The following is a 20,708-nucleotide window of genomic DNA, read 5'->3' on the forward strand; positions in this document are numbered from 1 at the left end:
TCTACGCGCCCAAACTCAATGGCGAGTCGGTTTGTTACACAACGCGAACCAGAAAAGGCTTAACAAGGCGCAAACGCGTTATTAAGGAATATGAAATTACATTATCTATAAATCCATCAAATGATTGAATCATCATAAATTCCACTCTTATATATGATAGAAGCGGTTTAATGTTTTTTTGGCATAGATAGAAAAATGGGAATGCTTCATGAATAAACAGTTTGTCGCTGTTATTACCGTTATTTTGTTTATTTCCCTCGTGTTTATTTATGACGTTTACAGTAACGTCACCAATACATACCGAAATATTTCCAGCCAAGTCGAATCGCAACAAACAAAACGTAACCTTCTAACGACTATGCACAATGCTGCTCGTGAACGCTCGTTAATTCTCTTGCAGATGATGGCGGAAACGGACGAATTTATTCTTGATGAATATTCTCTACGATTAAGCTTGCTGGCCAATCGCTTTATCAACGCCCGACAAGAACTCTATACCCTGAAGCTGAGCGACAGAGAAAAAGCATTGCTTTCCGAACAAACGGCCCTGACCAAAATCAACGCACCACTGCAGGATAAAATTTCTCAATTATTTCTTGATGGCGCCAAAGAAGAAGCGACGACGATTCTGCTCAATAAAGCAATCCCTGTCCAAACCGAAATTCTAAATAAATTAGCGGGCGTCATTGAGCTGGGGAGTATCGAGTCGGCCCTCTTGGTGGATAACGTCAACCAGAAGCTTATCGGTTCCAAACTGCGGTTTGGTCTGATTTTCGTGATTTTTTTGGCGCTGGTTTTATTTTTATTTTTCTACGCCTTTAGAAGCTCCCGCAAGGAGCAACGTTTACTGGCTTCCAACTTGAAAATGCAGCAAGAAATCTCCGAACAGCTGCAAACCTCGAAAAACAAACTGAGTCAATATACCGATGCGCTATCGACCTTCACCGTGATGTTAACCACTGACGGAATGATTGAACTGGTTAACAACTCTGCCGCGACATCCATGGGAAGTAATCAAGACAACTGGGTTGGACGCTATTTTTTCGAGTGCTACTGGTGGGGAGATAATGCGCTTCGTTCGCAAATTAAGTCAGACATTCAAATGTGTGCCTCGGGGCAGCAGATAAATAAAGAAGTGACCATTCGCTCTGCGAATGGGGAAAAAATGATCATTCACTTTATCTTGACCCCTATTCGTAATTCCGAACAGGAAATCACCTACCTGGTTGCCGAAGGGCAAGATATTACCGAGCGAAAGCTCGTTGAAAAGAAAATTTCTTATCAGGCTTCGCATGATGCCTTGACGGATTTGATAAACCGATATGAATTTGAACACCGCCTGTCTCTGCTGCTGCAAAGAGCTGAAGATCATCAATTACACTACGTTTTTTACCTGGACCTGGATCAGTTTAAAATTGTCAATGACACCTGCGGCCACAGTGCCGGTGATGCGTTACTCCGTCAAATCCCTCGTTTGATTCAGCCCTATATTCGCCAGTCTGATGTCTTAGCCCGCCTCGGAGGCGACGAGTTCGGTATTATTCTCGAAAACTCGAATCAGGATAACGCCAAATCCATTGCCAACGAGATTATCAATGCGATTCGCGATTATCAATTTGCCTGGGAAGGCAAGGTATTCCGCATTGGTGTAAGCATCGGAATCGTCGAAATTGATGACTCCATGACAAAACCGGACATGATTATGAAGTGGATTGATTCCGCCTGTTATGCCGCGAAAGACAAAGGGAGGAATACTTTCCATTTTTATGTATCGAACGATGAAAAATTACAGCTCAGAGCCGAAGAAATGGGCTGGATTTCACGTATCGAGTCCGCGTTACAGGAAAACTTGTTCGAGCTTTACGCACAACCCATCATGACCATTAATAGTGACAAGGATTCCGATAAAGGCAAAATTAATTATGAACTGCTGTTACGGATGAATTCCAACACTGGCATAGCCCTACCCGGCGCTTTTCTGCCCGCCGCAGAACGATATGACAAAGCGATTGATATCGATTACTGGGTATTTTCCAAAGCATTTGAGCTCTTCAGGGAATATCCCGATTTTTTACCTTCAATCGGTTATTGCGCCATTAATATTTCTGCGCAATCCCTGACCTCTCACGAATTTTTAACCTTTTTAACTGCCAAGTTTGCCGAGATGGGCAGCCTGGCACCAAAGTTCTGTATTGAAGTCACGGAAACCACTGCAATCGCGAATTTAGAGAATGCTCAGCACTTTATCTCTACTTTAAGAGAAAAAGGAGTGACCTTTGCACTGGATGACTTTGGCAGCGGGCTATCCTCTTTCGGATATTTAAAGACCTTGAAGGTAGACAAGTTAAAAATTGACGGTATGTTTGTCAAAGACATTGCTAACGATCAGATTGATCATGCCATGGTTAAGTCGATTCATGAAGTCGGCACGGTAATGGGACTCAAAACCGTTGCTGAATTTGTTGAAAACGACAGCGTACTAGAAAAGCTTAAGCAGATTGGCGTGAACTATGCACAAGGCTATGGAATCGGCAAACCACAGCCCTTAATTGAAATTTTACAACGTTAAACTGGTCAACATTTCTTGAATCCAATCCCTGTATTGGTCGGATAAAAATACAATTAAATCTTAAGATCTGTCGAACTTCGGCAAACCGAAGATTTCAGACATAAAAAAACCGCGACAAGCGCGGTTGATTTATCAATATGGCGGAGACGGAGGGATTCAAAAACTACTATCAATAAAGGAATGTAAAGCATAAAAAATAAAATATACTCACTTTTATACTCACATTTAAAAGAGTCACTTTGAACAGGAACGGGATTTAAAACCTAACCTGACTTGCCTCTAGCTCTTTTTTTGACCTTCTTATGGATCTCCCCCCGACCAAATCTTCTAACACTAAGAGGCTTTCCGATTTTATTGTCATTCAAACTGACATCCATAGGAACACTAAAAACAATATCAGAAGTAACAAAATAGTCTATTAAATAATTCAACGCCTGCTTTGAGCTACCATCCCTCTTATCAAACTCCCCGTGCAATGATTCAAGCGCACTTTTTCTTTTCGGTACTTGTGGCCGCAACCCTAATTTGTCTATATTCTTGATTAAATTTGACTGACTCGGCAAAGCTATATAAACCGAATAAGGTCCTTTACACGTTCCAACGCGACCTGTCGTAGGCTCCTGTTTTATGCAGTTTTCCTCTATGGACCTGTTGTTAACATTTAGCTTATTCCATGCTATAAACAATTCCTCTAAAATGTTTTCTTCAAACGATGCGCCGAACTCTTTTTCAAACACCAATAACAACTGCACCCCCCAAACCGGATGCGTTTTGTTTATAAAAGCATCTTTCTCTCCAACAACTTCAATTTTCCACACAAACCCTTTTACATCTGGCCAAAAGAACGCTTCCTTCGATTTTATCAATTCATTCCAGCTCTTAACTAAGCCCTTAACATCAATAGCATCAGGCCTATGAAAATCATGAAGTAAGAAGACTCGCATCATGTAAGGAGAATCTGTATTCTTTAAAACGCTCTGTAAATATCCTTTCAACCCCCCTCTTTTTTTTGCCGTATTCACATCAGAAAAAGCTAAAAGCGTGTCCTTTCTATCATCAACCCATACTTTTAAAGCATCTGATATTTGTTGAATTTCATCCAGTACAGCCTTACCTAAAGCGTATTCATCTGCACACCATTCTTTATATGTAATCAGTCTTTCTTTACCTTGAATTCCATTCAAAAACCTACTTAGCGGAGAACCAGATTCGAATTTTGAGAAGCAAAATAAATACAACTTATTATATTTACTTGAGCGTCCTATAAATGTACTTGGAAGTTGATACACCCTCCCCAATATTTTATGCATACGCTCAAGAGCACCTCCTTCTAAAATTCGTATTGGAATAAAGCTATTTTTATAGTGCTCAAGTAAAAAGGGATTCCTCTCCCAGACTCTCAACTCATTTTCTACCTCAAACCGATACCAACCATAATTATCTACATATTCAAGAATCTCTTTTTCTAACAAAAGTATATTTTTAAGCGCCTTGCTTTTACCTTCCAAGGCATTTACCAAATTGATTACTTTTTTACCTGCATCATTGCACCACAATATTTCAGGGACAACTTTATTGACCATCCTTATCTGATTATCAATTTTATTTATTCTAGCATTCGTCATTACACTTCCCGTCACATCGAACAAACGATTTCGACTAGTATTAAGTTAGAAGTTTTTTTATATAAAGTAACATTAAAATAAATTAAAAAACAATAACTTATAGTCCAAAATAAGGGAAAGCATTATAGCAATCAAACATCACCGCCAGACACCTCAATTCCATCTAAAAAGAAAAACCTCATTCCACAAAACGAGCAAGACGGCAGCCCCCCCCTATACAAAACTCAACAAACATAAACTTGATAATCGCTAGAAAAAAGCAACCCAGTGAATACAAAAGATGCAATCACTCAGCTAGGACTTGCTTTATTCTTCGTGTAAATACTTAGGCTGCTTAGTGCACATTTAAACAAATAAAAGTACAATGCAATAATTCGAAAATTCAGTGAAAATACATGACGAACCAAGAATTCAAATCCAAACTCTTTGCCGCCGCTGATAAGCTGCGTTCCAATATGGACGCGTCCGAATACAAGTACCCGGTTTTAGGGCTGATCTTCTTAAAATATGTCTCCGATGCCTTTACCAATTTTCGCACTGAGTTAGAAAAGCGCATTTCCGATCCAGACGATGAGTTGTACGAAGAGCCTGAATACCGCGATGATGTCTTAAACGACCGCGACGAATACACCTCTGAAAACATCTTTTGGACACCGGAAAAAGCCCGTTGGGCGTATCTCCAAGCCAACGCCAAAAGCCCTGATATTGCCAAGATTTTGGACGATGCCATGCGTGAAATCGAGCATGAGAACCCAAAACTCAAAGGCATTCTTTATAAAGAATTCTCGCGCCTTAATATTGCCGATAAACTGGGGCAACTGATTGATGAATTCTCAGTGATTAACTTCGATCAAGGCGAACTCAGCCGTGGCGATGCCTTTGGTCAAATTTTTGAATACTTCCTAGGTAACTTTGCCTCCAGTGAAGGTAAACGAGGCGGTCAGTACTACACGCCCGTTAGCATTGTTGATTTAATCGTTGAGATCCTCGCTCCGAAAAAAGGCCGGGTCTACGATCCAGCTTGTGGATCTGGCGGTATGTTTGTGCATTCTGAAAAGTTCGTCATGAACCATCACGGTAACCCAAACGACATTTCCATTTACGGTCAAGAATCCAACCCTACCACTTGGAAACTGGCAGCCATGAATCTTGCCATTCGAGGGTTTGAATTTGACCTTGGACGCGAACCAGCCGACACTTTCCATAACGACCAGCACAAAAGCGTGAAAATGGACTACGTACTCGCAAATCCTCCATTTAATATTTCTGACTGGGGACAAGCCGCGCTGATTGAAGATGCCCGCTGGCAATTTGGTGTGCCACCGGCCGGCAATGCTAACTTTGGCTGGCTGCAACACATGTATGCCAAACTTTCACCCAAAGGTCGTGCCGGTGTGGTGTTAGCTAATGGCTCCATGTCGTCTAATACTTCAGGTGAAGGCACCATTCGTAAAGCGATGATTGAGGCCGATATTATCGATTGCATGATTGCCTTGCCTGGTCAGCTATTTACCAACACCCAAATTCCAGCCTGTATCTGGTTTGTAAACCGCGACAAAGGCGCACGAAAAGGTCAAACCCTGTTTATTGACCTGAGAAACAAGGGCCAGATGATTAGTCGTGTACAAAAAGAACTGAACGCTGAGGACATTCACGAAGCTGCCCAGCTGTATCACAACTGGATGCAAGATGAATTTGCCGATGGCGATTATGAAGATATACCAGGCCTGGTGAAATCCGCTGATTTGACAGACATCCAAAAACACGACTATGTTCTTACCCCGGGGCGTTATGTCGGCGCGGCAGAAGTCGAAGACGACGGCGAACCCTTTGCCGAAAAAATGGCACGCTTAACCTCCCAACTAAGCGAACAATTCAAAGAAAGCGACCGTTTAGAGGCTGAAATTAAAAAGAACCTAGCGGGGTTGGGTTATGAGCTTTAAGGAGTATAGCTTTCAAGATTTATTATCTAATATAGTTGATAACAGAGGAAAAACCTGTCCAGTAACAGATTCTGGAATTCCCTTGATAGCAACAAATTGCATTAAGAATGACTCGTTATATCCTGTGTATGAGAAAATCAGATTTGTTGATGATGAAACTTATCAGAACTGGTTTAGGGGACATCCAGAGCCAGAAGACATTATTTTCGTTTGTAAAGGTAGTCCTGGACGAGTTGCATGGACTCAAAACCCTGTACCATTCTGTATTGCTCAAGACATGGTTGCAATTAGAGCAAATCAGGATTTAGTTTTTCCTAAATACCTTTTCGCTCTACTACGTTCTCCTAAGACTCAAAAAAAAATTGAGGATATGCATGTGGGGTCATTGATTCCTCACTTTAAAAAAGGTGACTTTAAAAACCTATACCTAGATATCATCGAAGATAAAGTTATACAGAAAAAGATTGGCGATATATATTTCAGCTTTTGTGAAAAAATAGAAGCCAACCGCCAAATCAATCAAACCTTAGAAGAAATGGCGCAGGCGATTTTTAAAAGCTGGTTTGTCTATTTTGAACCCGTTAAAGCCAAAATCGCCGTCCTCGAAAACGGCGGCACACAAGCCGACGCCACCCTTGCCGCCATGCAAGTCATTAGCGGAAAAACTACTCAACAACTACAAACCCTACAAGCTCAACACCCCGACAAATATCAACAACTCCACCAAACCGCCGATCTCTTCCCAAACGCCATGCAAAACAGCGAACTTGGCAAAATCCCTAAGGGGTGGCGAGTCAGCGAAATTGGAAATGAAGTAACTGTTGTTGGAGGAGGTACGCCATCAACTAAAATCCCTGAATTTTGGGATGACGGTGAGATTAATTGGGCAACTCCCAAAGATTTGTCATCGCTTCAAGATAAAGTGTTGTTAAACACCGATAGAAAAATTACACCGGCTGGTTTAACAAAAATTTCATCTGGGTTGTTGCCAGAAAATACTGTTTTAATGTCCTCTCGTGCCCCTGTTGGTTATTTGGCTTTGGCAAAAGTACCTGTTGCAGTCAATCAAGGTTTTATTGCCATGAAATGTGAGGGTGAACTTACACCGGAATTCGTTTTACAGTGGTGTGACTCAGTCATGGATCAAATCCAAAATCGTGCTTCGGGTACAACCTTTATGGAAATTAGTAAAAAGAACTTTAAACCTATTGCCGTAATTGTGCCTTCAAAAGCCGTGATGGAAAGATTTAGCACAACTGTTGGTAATTTGTACGATGGAATTAAATCAAATGTCGTTCAATCCAAGAGCTTAGCCAAAATAAGAGATTCATTGTTACCAAAACTTTTATCTGGTGATTTTAATTAGTAAAGAGTAAAGAGAAGTTTAATGTCAAATTCATGCATCCCTTTAAGTGATATATACCAGCAGAAGATCAACTTTATTATAGGATCAGGAGCTTCACATGGTTTGTTTCCTACACTATGGCTGCCATTAAAAGACTCTAATGATGAGACTAAAACTGAAACCTTAGAAACCCTTGCCACCAAATTAGAGCAAGGTGGGTGCAAAAATCATTTAACTTTACTCTTCATGTATTATTTTAGAAAAGTGATTGAGCCAGCAATAAATTTCAATCCTAATGATTTTTTGATTGATAACCCTTGTGAAAGGGATTCTTCCAGTGACGATTGTCTAAAAAGAAAAGTTTTAGATAATTATGAAACTTTTATAGACTCTATAGTCCGTCTTCTGCAGCAAAAAAGTGCTTTTAGTCGCCGATGCAATGTTTTTACTACCAACTATGATGGTTGTATTCCTTTCGTAGCTGATTATTTACTTAAAAAGAATTCTCTTGATTTTGTCTTAAATGATGGTGCAACGGGGTTTCTAGATAAAACATTATCTGCGAAAAATTTTAGTAATTATGTTTGCAGATCTGGAGTGTTTGGAAAAAACTCTACAGATATTCCGCAAATTAATTTAATTAATCTTCATGGTTCTGCGTATTGGAGAAAAAGTGCTGATGTTATTAAGGTCGATTATTCATCGCATGAGGCAGATGTTGTTATTCCAGAATCAGTAGGAACAAGTTTAGCTCAACTTGATTCAGTATTGAATGATGCAACAAAAAATACTCGTGATGTTTTAGCTATAGATGTTCAACTATCCTCTCAAGAAATTGAATCGTTTTGGAACTCATACAATCAATTACCTATCGTTAACCCAACGAAGTGGAAATTTCATGAAACAGTGTTTGAAGAACACTATTATCAAATGCTTCGGCTTTTAAGTTACCAATTGGAAGAAGCGAACTCGGTACTCATCAGTTTTGCTTTTTCTTTCGCAGATGAACATATTCTTAACTTAGTAAAACGATCTCTATCAAATCCAAAGCTGAAAGTTTATATCTGTTGCTTTAATGATCAAGAGAAGGCCGTTATGCATGAGCGTTTTAAAGGGTATCGTAACGTAGAACTTATCGCTCTTGACGGAAAGGTGCTGGATTTTGATGCTTTCAATGAAACAGTTTTTAACGCTGATTTACTTCGAGATGGTGAATAGATGAGCATTGATGTAGGAGAAGTTATCGCTGTTAGAGGCACTCAAGTTACGTTGAGGATTTTTGAGGAATCCAGCTTAGAAACTTTGTTTTATGAAGGCGACAAATACAAAGGCGTTTCAATAAGGGAATACCTGAGTATTAAACGTGGATTTCGCCAAATTGTTTGTATGGTCGAGGGAGAGTTCCTTGATGAAAATCGTTTTGACAACGATGACAATAAAAAACAATACATTAGAAAGGTTGAAGTAAAGCCAATAGGTTATTTCGAGCAAAACAGCTTTTATGATGGTGTTAAGGTCATGCCAATGATTAAAGATAAGGCCTATTTGTTGAATGAAAAACAAGTTGGTCAAATTTTTAGTCAAGGAGCTGATGGAACCTTCAAAATTGGCAATATGTTAAAAGAGGATATTCCTGTCTTCCTTCCGTGGAGTAAAATTTTTAATAGTCATATAGGTATCTTTGGAAATACGGGAAGCGGAAAATCTAATACTCTAACAAAACTGTATACGGAGTTATTTGATAGTTTCGAAGATGTAATCAAGGGTAAAAGTACTTTCTTACTAATCGACTTTAATGGCGAATATGTCGGCAACCAATTGATTAAAGATACTTCTAATAAAAAGTCTTATAAATTAAAGACACGAGATGACTCTGGTGACAAATTTCCACTGCCAAGTTCACAGATTTGGAACACAGAAATTCTTGCTCTGTTGTTTCAGGCTACTGCAAACACCCAAACTCCATTTTTAAACAGAGTTGTCGAGGGAAGAGAAAAATTTAAATCTAATCCTGATAGCTTAGCAATTTATATAAAGAAAACATTCGAACATTGTTTTGTATCTACATCCCAAAATAACGATTCTCTTAACCAGTTGAAAGTTATAGCTAAGCATATTGGTGCAGAAGATCTCGAAGAGAAGTTAAGTAAAATCTTTTGGTATGACCAAGGTGGAAAATTTGCTTGTCATAAACCGCCACCTAGTACGTCTTGGGAGTTTTTTGATACACAAGATGGTTATGATGCAAACCTTAAACCTATAGTCGACACTATTGATGTTGAAGATATCTCTGTGTTTGATGAATTACTTGTCAGAATTAACTTGCAACTGTTACGGGATCTGAATAACGGATATATTCAATACGAGCACATTCAACCACTTTTAAAGCGGGTCGAGTCTGCCATGACTGACTTAATTAAGATATTCAACGTTTCGGATAATGCTGAGAGTCCTTTTAAGCTTTTGAATGTTATTTCCTTGAGAGATTGTAACCAAGCTACGAAGAAAATAGTACCGTTATTACTTGCAAAAATGTTTTATCAAGAACATCGAAATTCCGTGACGAACCCAGTAGATAAAACACTTCATTTCATAATCGATGAAGCACACAACATACTTTCCCAACAGTCCAATAGAGAGCATGAAAGCTGGAAGGATTATAGATTAGAAATGTTTGAGGAGATAATTAAAGAAGGTCGAAAATTTGGTATGTTTTTAACTTTATCAAGCCAAAGACCAGCGGATATTTCTCCAACGATCATGTCTCAACTTCACAACTTTTTTATCCATAGGCTTGTAAATGACAAAGATCTTTTTTTAATTGATAACACAATTAGTACCCTAGATCGTATGTCAAAAAGTTTAATTCCCAATCTTGCAAAAGGCAGTTGCGTTGTAACCGGAACAGCATTTGACTTACCAATTGTAATGCAAGTTGATTACATTGAAAACAATGAGCATAGACCTGCTAGTGACGATGTAAACCTTCAAAAGCTGTGGTCTGAAAACGTAGAGGTGGACTTTTTCTAATGCTGATTAACGAAGATACTTTAGAACAAGCCACCCTCCAATGGTTCTCTGATCTTGGATATGAATACGTTTGTGGCTATGACATTCAGCCTGACGGCCCTTCACCCGAGCGAGAAAGCTATCATCAAGTTTTATTGAATGAGCGTGTGCAAAAGTCGATGCGAGAGTTTAATTCGCACTTGCCAGCACAGGCTTTAGAGCAAGCGTTTGATTTATTAATCGAACGCACTGCACAAGGTTTGGTGAATCGTAATGAGCAGGTCTATTACTGGTTGCGTGATGGCATTCCGGTTGAGTATTCCAAAGACGATGAAGTGATTGGCGATAAGGTGCGCTTAATTGATTTTGAGAGTATCGACGCTAATGATTTCCTAGTGGTTAATCAGTTTAAGGTTAAAGACCTCGCCAAACCACGCAAGCCCGATATCGTACTTTTTGTAAACGGCATTCCATTGGTGGTGATTGAGCTGAAAAACCCCGCTGATGCCGACACCGATGTGTGGAAAGCTTTCGACCAGATCGAAACCTATAAAGACCAAATCCCATCCCTATTTGAAACCACACTGGCCAATATTATTTCTGACGGTTTAGAAGCGTTGATTGGTTCGTTGACTGCGTCTAAAGAACGCTATATGCCTTGGCGAGTGGTTAGGGATGAAAACGATATTCCAAAAGGACAATGGGCGTTAGAAACACTAATCAAAGGCTTTTGTGACAAACACCGTTTGCTGGAATTTTTCCGCAACTATGTACTGTATTTAGGTAAAGAAAATCGCTTTAAAGTCATAGCTGCTTATCATCAGTTTCATGGGGTACGTGCGGCGGTGCGTAATGCGTTACTTGCAGTCAATCATAAAAATGATGGCAAAGTCGGTGTCTTCTGGCATACCCAAGGTTCGGGCAAGTCTTTTAGTGCCTTGTTCTTCTCAGCGATTACCATGACGCACCCAGAAATGTGCAATCCTACGATTTTAGTGGTGACTGACCGCAATGATTTAGATGGCCAGCTTTATCAAGATTTTGCCGCAGCAGAAAAGATTTTACGTGAAAAGCCGGTGCAAATTGACAGTCGTGATGAAGTGAAAGCAAAATTGATGAACCGCCCATCCGGCGGTGTTTTTTTTACTACTATTCAAAAGTTTGCGCCATCGGCGGATGAAAACACCTATCCCGTATTGTCGGACCGCAAAAACATTATTGTCATTACCGATGAATCTCACCGCTCGCAATATGGCCTGCGTGCCACGCTCGATCCCAAAACAGGGAAAATCAAATACGGCTATGCCAAATATTTGCGCGATGCGTTCCCGAATGCGTCTTTCCTTGGCTTTACCGGTACTCCGATTGATCAAGTGGATAAAGACACCCGCGCCGTGTTTGGGGATTATGTCTCGATTTACGACATAGAAGATGCCGTGAAAGATGGCGCAACGGTTCCACTGTATTATGAAAGTCGCATTATTGAACTGGATGCCGATGAAGATGTGCTGAAAAGCATTGATGAGGAAGTCGAATCGATTATTGATGATGACGATGTTAATGTGTCAAATCGTGCTAAATCGAAATGGGCTGCTCTGGAAGCCTTAGCCTCCGCTGCACCTCGTATTGAAAAACTAGCGGCTGACTTTGTTGAACACTTTGAAAGTCGTTGTGAAAAGCTAGACGGTAAAGCAATGATTGTGGGCATTAGCCGCAATGCCTGTGTTGATCTGTATGATGCAATTACCAAACTGCGTCCAGAGTGGCACAGTGACGATTTAAACAGTGGTGCGATTAAAGTCATTATGACCTCATCGGCGCAAGATGGCGCTAAACTTGCCAAGCATTCAACGTCTAAAACCGAAAAAGACACCCTTGCCAAACGTTTTAAAGACCCTGAAGACCCGCTACGCATTGTGATCGTGCGGGATATGTGGCTAACCGGCTTTGATTCGCCTTCTGTGCATACACTCTACATTGATAAGCCCATGAAAGGGGCAAACCTTATGCAGGCGATTGCTCGTGCCAACCGTGTGTTTAAAGACAAGCCTGGTGGTTTGGTCGTGGATTACATCGGCATTGCCAATGAGCTTAAAGAAGCGCTGATGAATTACACCAAATCTGATGGTAAAGGCAAACCGGTGGTGGATACCGCAGAAGCGGCGCAAAAGTTACTGGAAACGGTGGAACTCGCCAGAGAGATGTTGCATGGCTGTGATTACTCTGGCTTTGAAGATCCTAAAATAGCCATGAAGGTTTTACCACTGGCGATGGATCATATTTGTGGTGTAGATCCGGGCGAAGTCGGTGCTGAAGTCAGAACTACGGATAATCCAGGTGTTAAACAATATTTGGATATAGTCGCTGCTATGTCTAAAGCACAAGCTTTAGCCGGTGAGCATGAAGATGTGTTGCACTTAAAGCCCGAAATCGCTTTTTTTCAAGCGGTTGGCTCAATGCTAAAAAAATTCACCAACACCAAAAAGAAAGTCTCTGATGAAAATCGGGATCATGCCCTCAAACAGCTTTTATCGCAATCAGTCTATGCGGGTGACGTGATTGATATTTACTCGAAGATTGGTATTGAAAACCCAGATATTTCGATTTTGGATGAGCGATTCCTTGATGAGGTCGCACACCTTGAGCAAAAGAACCTAGCGGTTGAGTTATTGGAAAAACTGCTTGCAGACAAAATTAAAGCACGAGGCAAGTTGTTTGTCGCTCAGGAGAAGAAATACTCCGAGTTGCTGGAACAATCCATTATCAAATACCGCAACCGAAGTATTGAAACCGCTCAAGTCATTGAAGAGATGATCGAGTTGGCCAAGAAATTCAATGACGCTATTGCCAAAGGTGATGAGCTAGGCCTAAACGATGATGAATACGCCTTCTATGATGCCCTAGAAAAGAACGAAGCCGCTGTAAGAGAGCTTGGAGATAAAACCCTGAAAAAGATAGCGTGTGAACTCACAGCTCTGCTTAAAAAAGAGTCTCGCGTCGACTTTTCTAAAAAAGACAACATCCAAGCCAAGATGCGTAAATCCATCAAACGGCTGCTTCGCAAATACAAATACCCGCCAGACGGACAGCTTGAAGCGGTAGAGCGTGTGATGCAACAGGCCGTGGCTATTGAAGATAATTGGGTAGAATAACAATTAAGGGAAAAGAAAAGCCGTTAATACCCTAACACCTTGCCAAGTGAGCCACGAGCAACGGCAAGACTAACAAAGACTGAAAACCGGTCAAATATTTCTTACGCCGTCTGACCTAAACTTGAACCAAAATTCCTACAACCTCTCCCAAACTTTTTTGTCTCGGCTTTGAACAGATATGACAACCTATAGAATGCATCACCAATCTGCTCATCGGCGCTCGTATTGTTAAGATCAATATACTCCACTGGTTTCTGGCAATACTTTGGGTTAGAGCATGCATGTACTAACCTTTGAGCAGGATAATACGGATACCCAATTGCATCTGCCCATGCTTTGGCTATTAACTCATATAGATTGTCTCGCCCGCCAAACCGCCCTAAAGTCATATAAGCATCCTTATTTAAAAATAGCGCAAAATGATAATGAGGGCGTCCGGATGCCCTACCATACTCCTTTACCCAAAGATAATTGACTTCGGTTTTATGAACCCTTTTTCCAGACCTTAACTTCTCAAGCTGATCCTGTTCTATGAACTCTTTAAGCCCTCTAGTAAACGAGTTAATCATTCCTTCATTAAAAGCATTGCCATAGTCCTGTGGAAAACGTAAATCAAATCGAAACATAGCGGTTCTGACTTGCCGGTTAATTGCCCACAAAAATGATCTGAATCCCTCTTCAACATATTCTGCTATTAAAGCGCCTCTTTCCGACATGACAGGAAATGATTGGTATTTAGAATAAAGGTACAAGCTTAAGTTTCTATTTGAAGGATGTTTAGGATAGTCAAACATAATCGATACTCAACATTTTTAAAATAAACATTAGCTATCCAATATCGATGACTAGAACAGGCCTTGTTTCACATGCCTTTACAACCAATTTTTGATTAACCCCCCTTCTTTATTACTATACCGACAGGAAATACCCAAAATCCCCCAGTCATATCGAGGAAATCGCCGAAAGTAATAACACTCTGGCAGTTAATAAATATCAGCTCATCATCGAATTTGATAGCCACTCATACAAGTTGAAAAATCCGTAATTTTTTACACGCCCCAAATACGATTCAAACCAATCTCAGGTACATACCACTCTCCTGAAGACGAAGCCGTTACTTCGTCAAACTTCTGCCATATCTAGGAGAAAGCTATGAACATTCATTGCCCTGCTTGCGGGTCAAAGCAAGTGATTACAAGAAACCTTGGCAAGAAGACTGCCGGAACGATTGGTATAGCCGGTGGTGCTTATGCAGGTTTTATCGGTGCAGCCAATGGTGCTCGTACTGGTGCCCATATAGGTGTTGTTAGCGGACCAGTAGGCTTAACGCTTGGGACGCTCGGTGGTTCAATTCTTGGCGCTCTTATCGGGGCTACATCAGGCGGTGTTACCGGAGCCAAGTTAGGTGAACGAATAGACAAAACGGTTCTGGATAACTTCCACTGCAAACAATGTGGTCACAGCTTTTCTGAATCCGAATAGTGATCTATGCCTGAATAAACAAGATTGGAGAAATATCATGAGTGAATTACACAACACTGTTACCAACACTAACAATCACCCTAGTACAGATCAACACTCTGCTCGATCGTACGCACAGGCGAAACGAATGCTGGCAACTCGTAACCTGAGTCAAGACCAGTGGTTAAAAGCTCGGCTGAAAGGCATCGGCAGTTCGGATGCGTCCGCTGCGGTTGGCTTAAACCCATACAAATCCCAGCTTGAGCTTTGGATGGAGAAGACCGGACGCATTACCCCTGAACAACCGAGTGAAGTTGAAGACAGCCCACTATTATGGGGAACGGTACTTGAACCGATTGTTGCAGAACATTATGCCAAACGCACTCAACGTAAGGTACGTCGTGTAAATGCAATCCTCCAGCATAGTGAACATGAATGGATGCTTGCTAATCTGGATCGTGACATTGTCGGTGATGAAGAAGTACAGATTCTGGAGTGCAAAACCGCCGGCATTCATTCTGCCAAGTTTTGGGAGAACGGGGTTCCAGAGTACATTCAATTACAGGTACAACACCAATTGGCCGTCACTGGACAATTCGCTGCCGATGTCGCCGTACTGATTGGTGGTCAGAAGCTAGAGACCTACCGAGTAGAACGAGATGATGAGTTAATCAAACAGCTCATTAAACTCGAAGCGCTGTTTTGGAAAAGAGTGGAAGATGACATCCCGCCGCCGGTTGATGCAAACAGCTCTTCAGCTCAGGCACTCCGGCTCCTCTACCCTCACGATAATAATCAAACTCTTAATCTTGAAACAGATGAGGAAGCTAACCGGAGATTTAACACTCTTCTCTCAGTACGCGAGCAATTAACAATCCTGTCAAAACAAGAAGCCTTGTTAAAACATCAATTACAAGAAACGATTGGTGAAAACAGCATCGCCTTATTTGAACAAGGAAAAATAACTTGGCGACAGTCCAAACCTAGCACTCAACTTGATACAAAACGCTTTAAACAAGAAGAGCCCAAACTCTATGAAAAATACTCCAAACCCAAACTTGGTACGAGACGTTTCTTAGTTCAAACCACACACTAACCCCAGATAACACGAAATAAGCCCAGCCATCTCGCTGGGCTTTTTTATGCCCTTTTTCCAGTAAGGAGAACACATCATGTTAAAAGGATTCGCTTTAACCCCACCAACCATCGGGCGGATATCCATTGGACAGATCATTGAGAAGAACGGTAAACGCTTACCTAAGAAAGATGATCAGTTCACGATCACCAGTCAGATTCAAACATCGGAGGGCTGGATCAAACATCCCCTAGATAAAGCTCTTCGCAGCCAATCAGCCAATGGAAAACTTCGTGAGATTCCAATACAGGTTCTGTTTAACCAGCCCGATCTAAACCTTCGTGCTGAATACTGTCTATTTGATCGACAAACGGCTAGACCAATCTGTACGGGTAACGGAGAAACTTGTCTTCGTCACACGCCAAATGGATTTGAATCATTGTCTTGCCCGAGCCCTGAACACTGTGAGTTTGCATCTGCTGGCTGTAAACCGTACGGACGCCTCAATGTAGTCATCACACCAGAACCGAATCACGATAAGGATCCAATAGGCAGCTTTGTCTTTCGTACAAGCGGCTTTAATTCCATTCGCACACTGGCATCTCGATTGAGCTACTTCCAAGCCTTATCAGGTAATCGTCTTGCCTGCTTACCACTGGCTTTAAAGATACGCGGTAAATCCACCCGACAGAGTTATGGACAGCCAATTTACTACGTTGATCTGACTTTACGCGATGGTACTGACCTTGAATCGACTTTAGAACAGGCAATAAACCTTGAGCAGAAACGCTTGGAGATGGGCTTTGATCAAAGTGCTTTAGATGAAGCCGCTAAACGGGGTTTTGGTAATGGGTACTTTGAAGACGATGAAGACACCATCGAATCAGTGATTGAGGAATTCTATCCAGAAGCAGGTATTAACGCTCAATCAGTTTCAACGTCCTCTGCTAACTCGCTGACCGATCGCATGGATCAGCAGATACAACAACTAAACCGTCATTAAACAACACTAATTTATAGGAGATGCCTCATGGCCATGAATATCTTAACAACTCAGCAACTGTTTAAAATCGCACCTGCCATTTTTGCTGAATCACCAGATAAAGCTGTGTCTGATCGTTACGGTTTTGTACCAACGATTGATGTGGTGGAATCTCTGCAAAACGAAGGTTGGTATCCAGTGCGTGCCCAACAAACCAATGTCCGTAACTCAGACAAACGAGACCTTGCTCGACACATGATCCGCTTTCGCCAAGATCCAGACCGTCAAATGGCCGTGGGCGATTCAATTCCGGAATTGGTACTGACGAACTCCCATGATCGTAGCTCCGCTTATCAGTTGGATTTAGGATTATTTAGATTGGCATGTTCAAACGGCATGGTCACACCGGCTGGTGACTTAGGCAATATCCGAGTCCGTCACGGTAAAAACGTGGTGGACAACATTATTGAAGGATCGCTGCAACTGGCAGGTGAGATTCCGCATATCTCAGAATCGGTTGATGACTTTCAATCGACATTGATTTCCAGTGAAGAAGCGTACTTGTTTGCGAGAGCGGCATTGTCTTTACGCTATGGAGAGGAGTGGCAAGCACAAAGCCCGATTTCACCTGAATCACTACTGCAAGCACGTCGTAATGAAGATAAAGAACCTAGTCTTTGGAAGACCTTTAACCGAGTGCAAGAGAACATGATGAAAGGAGGTGTTTTAGGAAGATCAAATAATGGCCGTAATACTCGAACTCGCGCTATTAAATCTGTTTCCGAAGAAGTACGCCTGAATCGCGCACTATGGCAGTTGACGGAAGAGTTTTCAAAGCTTAAACACCATCATCCTAAGCAATCAATGAAAAAAATCTATGCTGCCTAGTCCACTTGAGATAGCTGTTAAAACTGTTCAGAACCAAACAACGGAGCCGATCAGCAGGGAAGCAATCATGGATATGACAAATTACCTTGCCAAACAACGGCTTCGTCAAAGGTTCCAACCTTCACTTCATCACACCTCTCCCATGCATCTACATCTTGCACACATGATGTATTCAGCTTCCCCCTGGCCAAAACATCGAGTTTTTAACCACGAGGCATTCTTCCAAGGCACTATCGATTAAGCGTCCCTTCTTCGAGACGTTGTAAAACAGCGCCTTAAACTGATTGAACTACCCATTCTTGACCATTCAATCGCAGGAACAAAAAAGTTTTTTCTCTCACTTACTCAAGCAAACAAAGTGTGTAGCCAACAGTAATTCTTTACGCAGCAGCCATATGGTTTAGAGCGAGACAGGCTCGTTCAATTCAAACCAATTTAAGAAGGATTACAGCAATGAACGACAACGTTAAAAACAATATGGTTGAAACAGAAGATAAAGAAACAATCGAACAAAACTATGACATCAGTCATGAAAACTTCATCACTCTACAGCAAGTCATGAAACGAATCGGCTTATCGAAAAGTGCCATTTATCGAAGACTAAGTTCTAAAGAAGAGCTATATGACCCTACATTTCCCAGACCTGTTGTATTAGGCCAAAGCACTAAGCGTTGGCTGGAAAGTGAAATTCATACATGGATGAAAGCACAAATTGATAACCGTAAAATTGCCGCATAAAAAATGGACGGGATAACCCCGTCCAGACTAAATCAAACATCTCTATTCAAAGCCACATTTTTTAAAGCAATTTTCCCATTCTCTTTACTAACTACTTTATAGTCTCTCAACTTCTTCAAAGACCCACCCCCTCCTCCTTAAACAGCTATTGCTATTGCTATTGCTATCGCTGCTACTGTTGTACTAAGCCCTAATACAGAAACTGCTCCAGCAGCAGGAGTTAAAGCGAAACTTTTATTTAGTCACTATTTACAATCTTCTTTCGATAAATCAAGGGCGAAAATTTCTTTTAAAATTGGCTTATAACCTGTATGGCCAAGATTTTCTTGGGCGCTTTCTGCATTGATATTCTTTATTTTTGTTAGTTTTTGCTTATGACACTTTTCGATACCTGCTCGACCAATAGGTTCACCATCTTCGAATTTAACCGCTTCCCCTACTTTATATAGAGTCTGAAGTATACGATCACCCGAAGAATAGTAATTATAAATATTTCCTGAAACAGCCTTATCGATACCAAACCAATTTACTCCCTTGGCTTTCCCTGCATCCTTTTCAACCGTATTATTTACAGCTCCAGCCAATAAATGAACTGTATCAATAAACTGTTTATCTTTAGTAGCAAGAGCTGACAAACAAGAATAAATAACCCTAGACCCCAAAGAGTGACCTATCAATATATATTCTTTGTCTGTCCTAGAAATGATATCCGCTAGCAAAGCTCCTGTTTGATATGCCTTTACGCTTGCCACAGACCAAGGGTTATTCGCTACCCCCAGAGCTTGGAAAGCCATTCCTAATGGCGCTACTTTCTTCGCTGCTTTTTTTGAAGCAGACATCGCAAGACTTTTTGCGCCTCTTCCAATTCCAGACTTACCGCCAGTGACCAAGCTATAATCAGCAATATCTCTTAATCGCTTTGACTCCCATTTAACATGATAGACCTCATTTTCAGGGTATTTTTCTCTTATTCCTTCAAGCCAAGCATCTGGAGACTTCAAATCTTCTTGAGTAAGAAAGCCGTCAATGCAAATTACTACTGGCTGCTTGCCATGCTTAATTCTGACAATATCGAATCCTTCAATATCACCATAATAACTGTTTGCAATTACAGCTCCATAACGCCCCCCTAAAGCAGCTCCCGTTGCGGTTACAACAGCAACACCACCGGCCATACCCGCACCGCCAGCAGCGAGAGCGCCTCCACCTAAAGCGGCAAGCCCTCCATTTGTTGCTGCTGCACCGCTAAGCCCCAGAAAACTCGAACCTACAGCTCCCCCTATAGCAGGTGCGGCCATTAAAGCCATTGGTGCAATTGCTGCAACGCCACCAACTGTCATGGCGGTCGTCATACCTATTTTTTTATAGTTACGGTCTGATCTTTGAACAATCTCTCTATATTCACCAATGGTTTCAAGTTTCCACGCTAAAGTTTCAAATTTTGCTATAGAACCTTCATGCACTGCACAAAAATTACCAGACCAAATTCCCACTTCATCACTTACACTATCTTCTGAATTATCCGCATATTTAGCTTTGTTATCACAAGCACGGCATTTGGTTACTTTGTTCCCGCAGTTATCACACACATAAATATTTCGAGATAAACTATTCTTCTCACTTAGAGTGCAAGTTGTCTTTTCAAAACACCATGAACAATAACTTTCAATTTGATCTAGGCCCGAATCCAAATATTCATCTGATAATTCTGAAACAGTTTTCTCTACCTTATTTGATACATCTGATGCTAGATCACTCACGGTATCTGTTACACTGCTTGCGACTTCTTTTACATCATCTGCTAAAGTTGAAGCCTTCTTAAGACCTTTATCTAAAGATTTTTTTAAATTATTAAACACCTTATCCCTCTCTAAAGTGAATCCACGGTTAAAATATTAGTGCCATTCATATACTAAATTTA

14 protein-coding genes are annotated in these 20,708 nt (G+C 41.1%); 11 read left to right on the forward strand and 3 right to left on the reverse strand.

What is annotated here, in order from left to right; genetic code table 11:
* Positions 1–208: 208 nt before the first annotated feature.
* The gene (locus HQN79_RS08605) at positions 209–2,569 is read left to right on the forward strand and encodes an EAL domain-containing protein (protein WP_173285621.1); all 2,361 of its coding nucleotides are present in this window, start codon (positions 209–211) and stop codon (positions 2,567–2,569) included.
* A gap of 263 nt (positions 2,570–2,832) precedes the next feature.
* On the opposite strand, the gene HQN79_RS08610 is transcribed toward HQN79_RS08605, so the two are convergent.
* On the reverse strand, positions 2,833–4,194 hold the full coding sequence (locus HQN79_RS08610) for a metal-sensitive transcriptional regulator (RefSeq protein WP_173285623.1): 1,362 nt from the start codon (positions 4,192–4,194) through the stop codon (positions 2,833–2,835).
* A gap of 395 nt (positions 4,195–4,589) precedes the next feature.
* On the opposite strand from HQN79_RS08610, the gene HQN79_RS08615 reads away from it, so the two are divergent.
* Genes HQN79_RS08615 through HQN79_RS08635 form a run of 5 tightly spaced genes read left to right on the forward strand, consistent with a single transcriptional unit; the run spans position 4,590 to position 13,643 of the window.
* Entirely contained in the window at positions 4,590–6,137 is a 1,548-nt protein-coding gene (locus tag HQN79_RS08615) for a type I restriction-modification system subunit M (protein WP_173285625.1), read from the forward strand.
* Positions 6,127–7,503, forward strand: coding sequence for a restriction endonuclease subunit S (locus tag HQN79_RS08620; protein WP_173285627.1), 1,377 nt, complete (start codon positions 6,127–6,129; stop codon positions 7,501–7,503). The genes HQN79_RS08615 and HQN79_RS08620 overlap by 11 nt, the downstream gene beginning before the upstream one ends.
* 21 nt (positions 7,504–7,524) lie before the next feature.
* A complete protein-coding gene (locus tag HQN79_RS08625; protein WP_173285629.1) occupies positions 7,525–8,700 on the forward strand; it encodes a hypothetical protein in 1,176 nt (391 codons plus the stop codon).
* The gene (locus HQN79_RS08630; RefSeq protein WP_173285631.1) at positions 8,701–10,512 is read left to right on the forward strand and encodes an ATP-binding protein; all 1,812 of its coding nucleotides are present in this window, start codon (positions 8,701–8,703) and stop codon (positions 10,510–10,512) included. It abuts the gene before it with no gap.
* Positions 10,512–13,643 (forward strand): type I restriction endonuclease subunit R, encoded by a 3,132-nt coding sequence (locus HQN79_RS08635; RefSeq protein ID WP_173285633.1) that lies wholly within the window; start codon positions 10,512–10,514, stop codon positions 13,641–13,643. Before HQN79_RS08630 ends, HQN79_RS08635 begins: the two co-directional genes overlap by 1 nt.
* A 101-nt stretch (positions 13,644–13,744) precedes the next feature.
* Here HQN79_RS08635 and HQN79_RS08640 read toward each other — a convergent pair whose 3' ends face one another.
* The gene (locus tag HQN79_RS08640; RefSeq protein WP_173285635.1) at positions 13,745–14,437 is read right to left on the reverse strand and encodes an inovirus Gp2 family protein; all 693 of its coding nucleotides are present in this window, start codon (positions 14,435–14,437) and stop codon (positions 13,745–13,747) included.
* 394 nt (positions 14,438–14,831) lie between these two features.
* Here HQN79_RS08640 and HQN79_RS08645 point away from each other — a divergent pair, with 394 nt between their 5' ends.
* The 5 genes from HQN79_RS08645 (at position 14,832) to HQN79_RS08665 (ending at position 18,787) form a co-directional block, all read left to right on the forward strand.
* Positions 14,832–15,125 carry a hypothetical protein gene (locus HQN79_RS08645; protein WP_202984489.1) on the forward strand — a complete coding sequence of 98 codons (294 nt, stop codon included), beginning with the start codon at positions 14,832–14,834 and terminating at the stop codon, positions 15,123–15,125.
* Between the two features lie 37 nt (positions 15,126–15,162).
* Positions 15,163–16,200 carry a YqaJ viral recombinase family nuclease gene (locus HQN79_RS08650; protein ID WP_202984490.1) on the forward strand — a complete coding sequence of 346 codons (1,038 nt, stop codon included), beginning with the start codon at positions 15,163–15,165 and terminating at the stop codon, positions 16,198–16,200.
* A gap of 76 nt (positions 16,201–16,276) precedes the next feature.
* Positions 16,277–17,182, forward strand: a complete 906-nt coding sequence (locus HQN79_RS08655; RefSeq protein ID WP_173285639.1) for a recombination directionality factor — start codon at positions 16,277–16,279, stop codon at positions 17,180–17,182.
* Between the two features lie 27 nt (positions 17,183–17,209).
* Complete coding sequence (locus HQN79_RS08660) at positions 17,210–18,049, forward strand: DUF932 domain-containing protein (protein ID WP_173285641.1); 840 nt, start codon at positions 17,210–17,212, stop codon at positions 18,047–18,049.
* A gap of 453 nt (positions 18,050–18,502) precedes the next feature.
* Positions 18,503–18,787, forward strand: coding sequence for a helix-turn-helix transcriptional regulator (locus tag HQN79_RS08665; RefSeq protein ID WP_202984491.1), 285 nt, complete (start codon positions 18,503–18,505; stop codon positions 18,785–18,787).
* A gap of 245 nt (positions 18,788–19,032) precedes the next feature.
* On the opposite strand, the gene HQN79_RS08670 is transcribed toward HQN79_RS08665, so the two are convergent.
* Positions 19,033–20,646 (reverse strand): DUF726 domain-containing protein, encoded by a 1,614-nt coding sequence (locus HQN79_RS08670; RefSeq protein WP_173285643.1) that lies wholly within the window; start codon positions 20,644–20,646, stop codon positions 19,033–19,035.
* Positions 20,647–20,708 lie beyond the last annotated feature (62 nt).

It is taken from the genome of Thiomicrorhabdus xiamenensis (assembly GCF_013282625.1).
Taxonomy (GTDB): Bacteria; Pseudomonadota; Gammaproteobacteria; order Thiomicrospirales; family Thiomicrospiraceae; genus Thiomicrorhabdus; species Thiomicrorhabdus xiamenensis.

Excerpts from the sequence above, each read along its gene's own strand:
- HQN79_RS08615 (WP_173285625.1), top strand. The coding sequence starts at position 4,590 with ATGACGAACCAAGAATTCAAATCCAAACTCTTTGCCGCCGCTGATAAG.
- HQN79_RS08620 (WP_173285627.1), top strand. The coding sequence starts at position 6,127 with ATGAGCTTTAAGGAGTATAGCTTTCAAGATTTATTATCTAATATAGTT.
- HQN79_RS08660 (WP_173285641.1), top strand. The coding sequence starts at position 17,210 with ATGGCCATGAATATCTTAACAACTCAGCAACTGTTTAAAATCGCACCT.
- HQN79_RS08650 (WP_202984490.1), top strand. The coding sequence starts at position 15,163 with ATGAGTGAATTACACAACACTGTTACCAACACTAACAATCACCCTAGT.
- HQN79_RS08630 (WP_173285631.1), top strand. The coding sequence starts at position 8,701 with ATGAGCATTGATGTAGGAGAAGTTATCGCTGTTAGAGGCACTCAAGTT.
- HQN79_RS08655 (WP_173285639.1), top strand. The coding sequence starts at position 16,277 with ATGTTAAAAGGATTCGCTTTAACCCCACCAACCATCGGGCGGATATCC.
- HQN79_RS08635 (WP_173285633.1), top strand. The coding sequence starts at position 10,512 with ATGCTGATTAACGAAGATACTTTAGAACAAGCCACCCTCCAATGGTTC.
- HQN79_RS08610 (WP_173285623.1), bottom strand. The coding sequence starts at position 4,194 with ATGACGAATGCTAGAATAAATAAAATTGATAATCAGATAAGGATGGTC.
- HQN79_RS08640 (WP_173285635.1), bottom strand. The coding sequence starts at position 14,437 with ATGTTTGACTATCCTAAACATCCTTCAAATAGAAACTTAAGCTTGTAC.
- HQN79_RS08625 (WP_173285629.1), top strand. The coding sequence starts at position 7,525 with ATGTCAAATTCATGCATCCCTTTAAGTGATATATACCAGCAGAAGATC.
- HQN79_RS08665 (WP_202984491.1), top strand. The coding sequence starts at position 18,503 with ATGAACGACAACGTTAAAAACAATATGGTTGAAACAGAAGATAAAGAA.
- HQN79_RS08605 (WP_173285621.1), top strand. The coding sequence starts at position 209 with ATGAATAAACAGTTTGTCGCTGTTATTACCGTTATTTTGTTTATTTCC.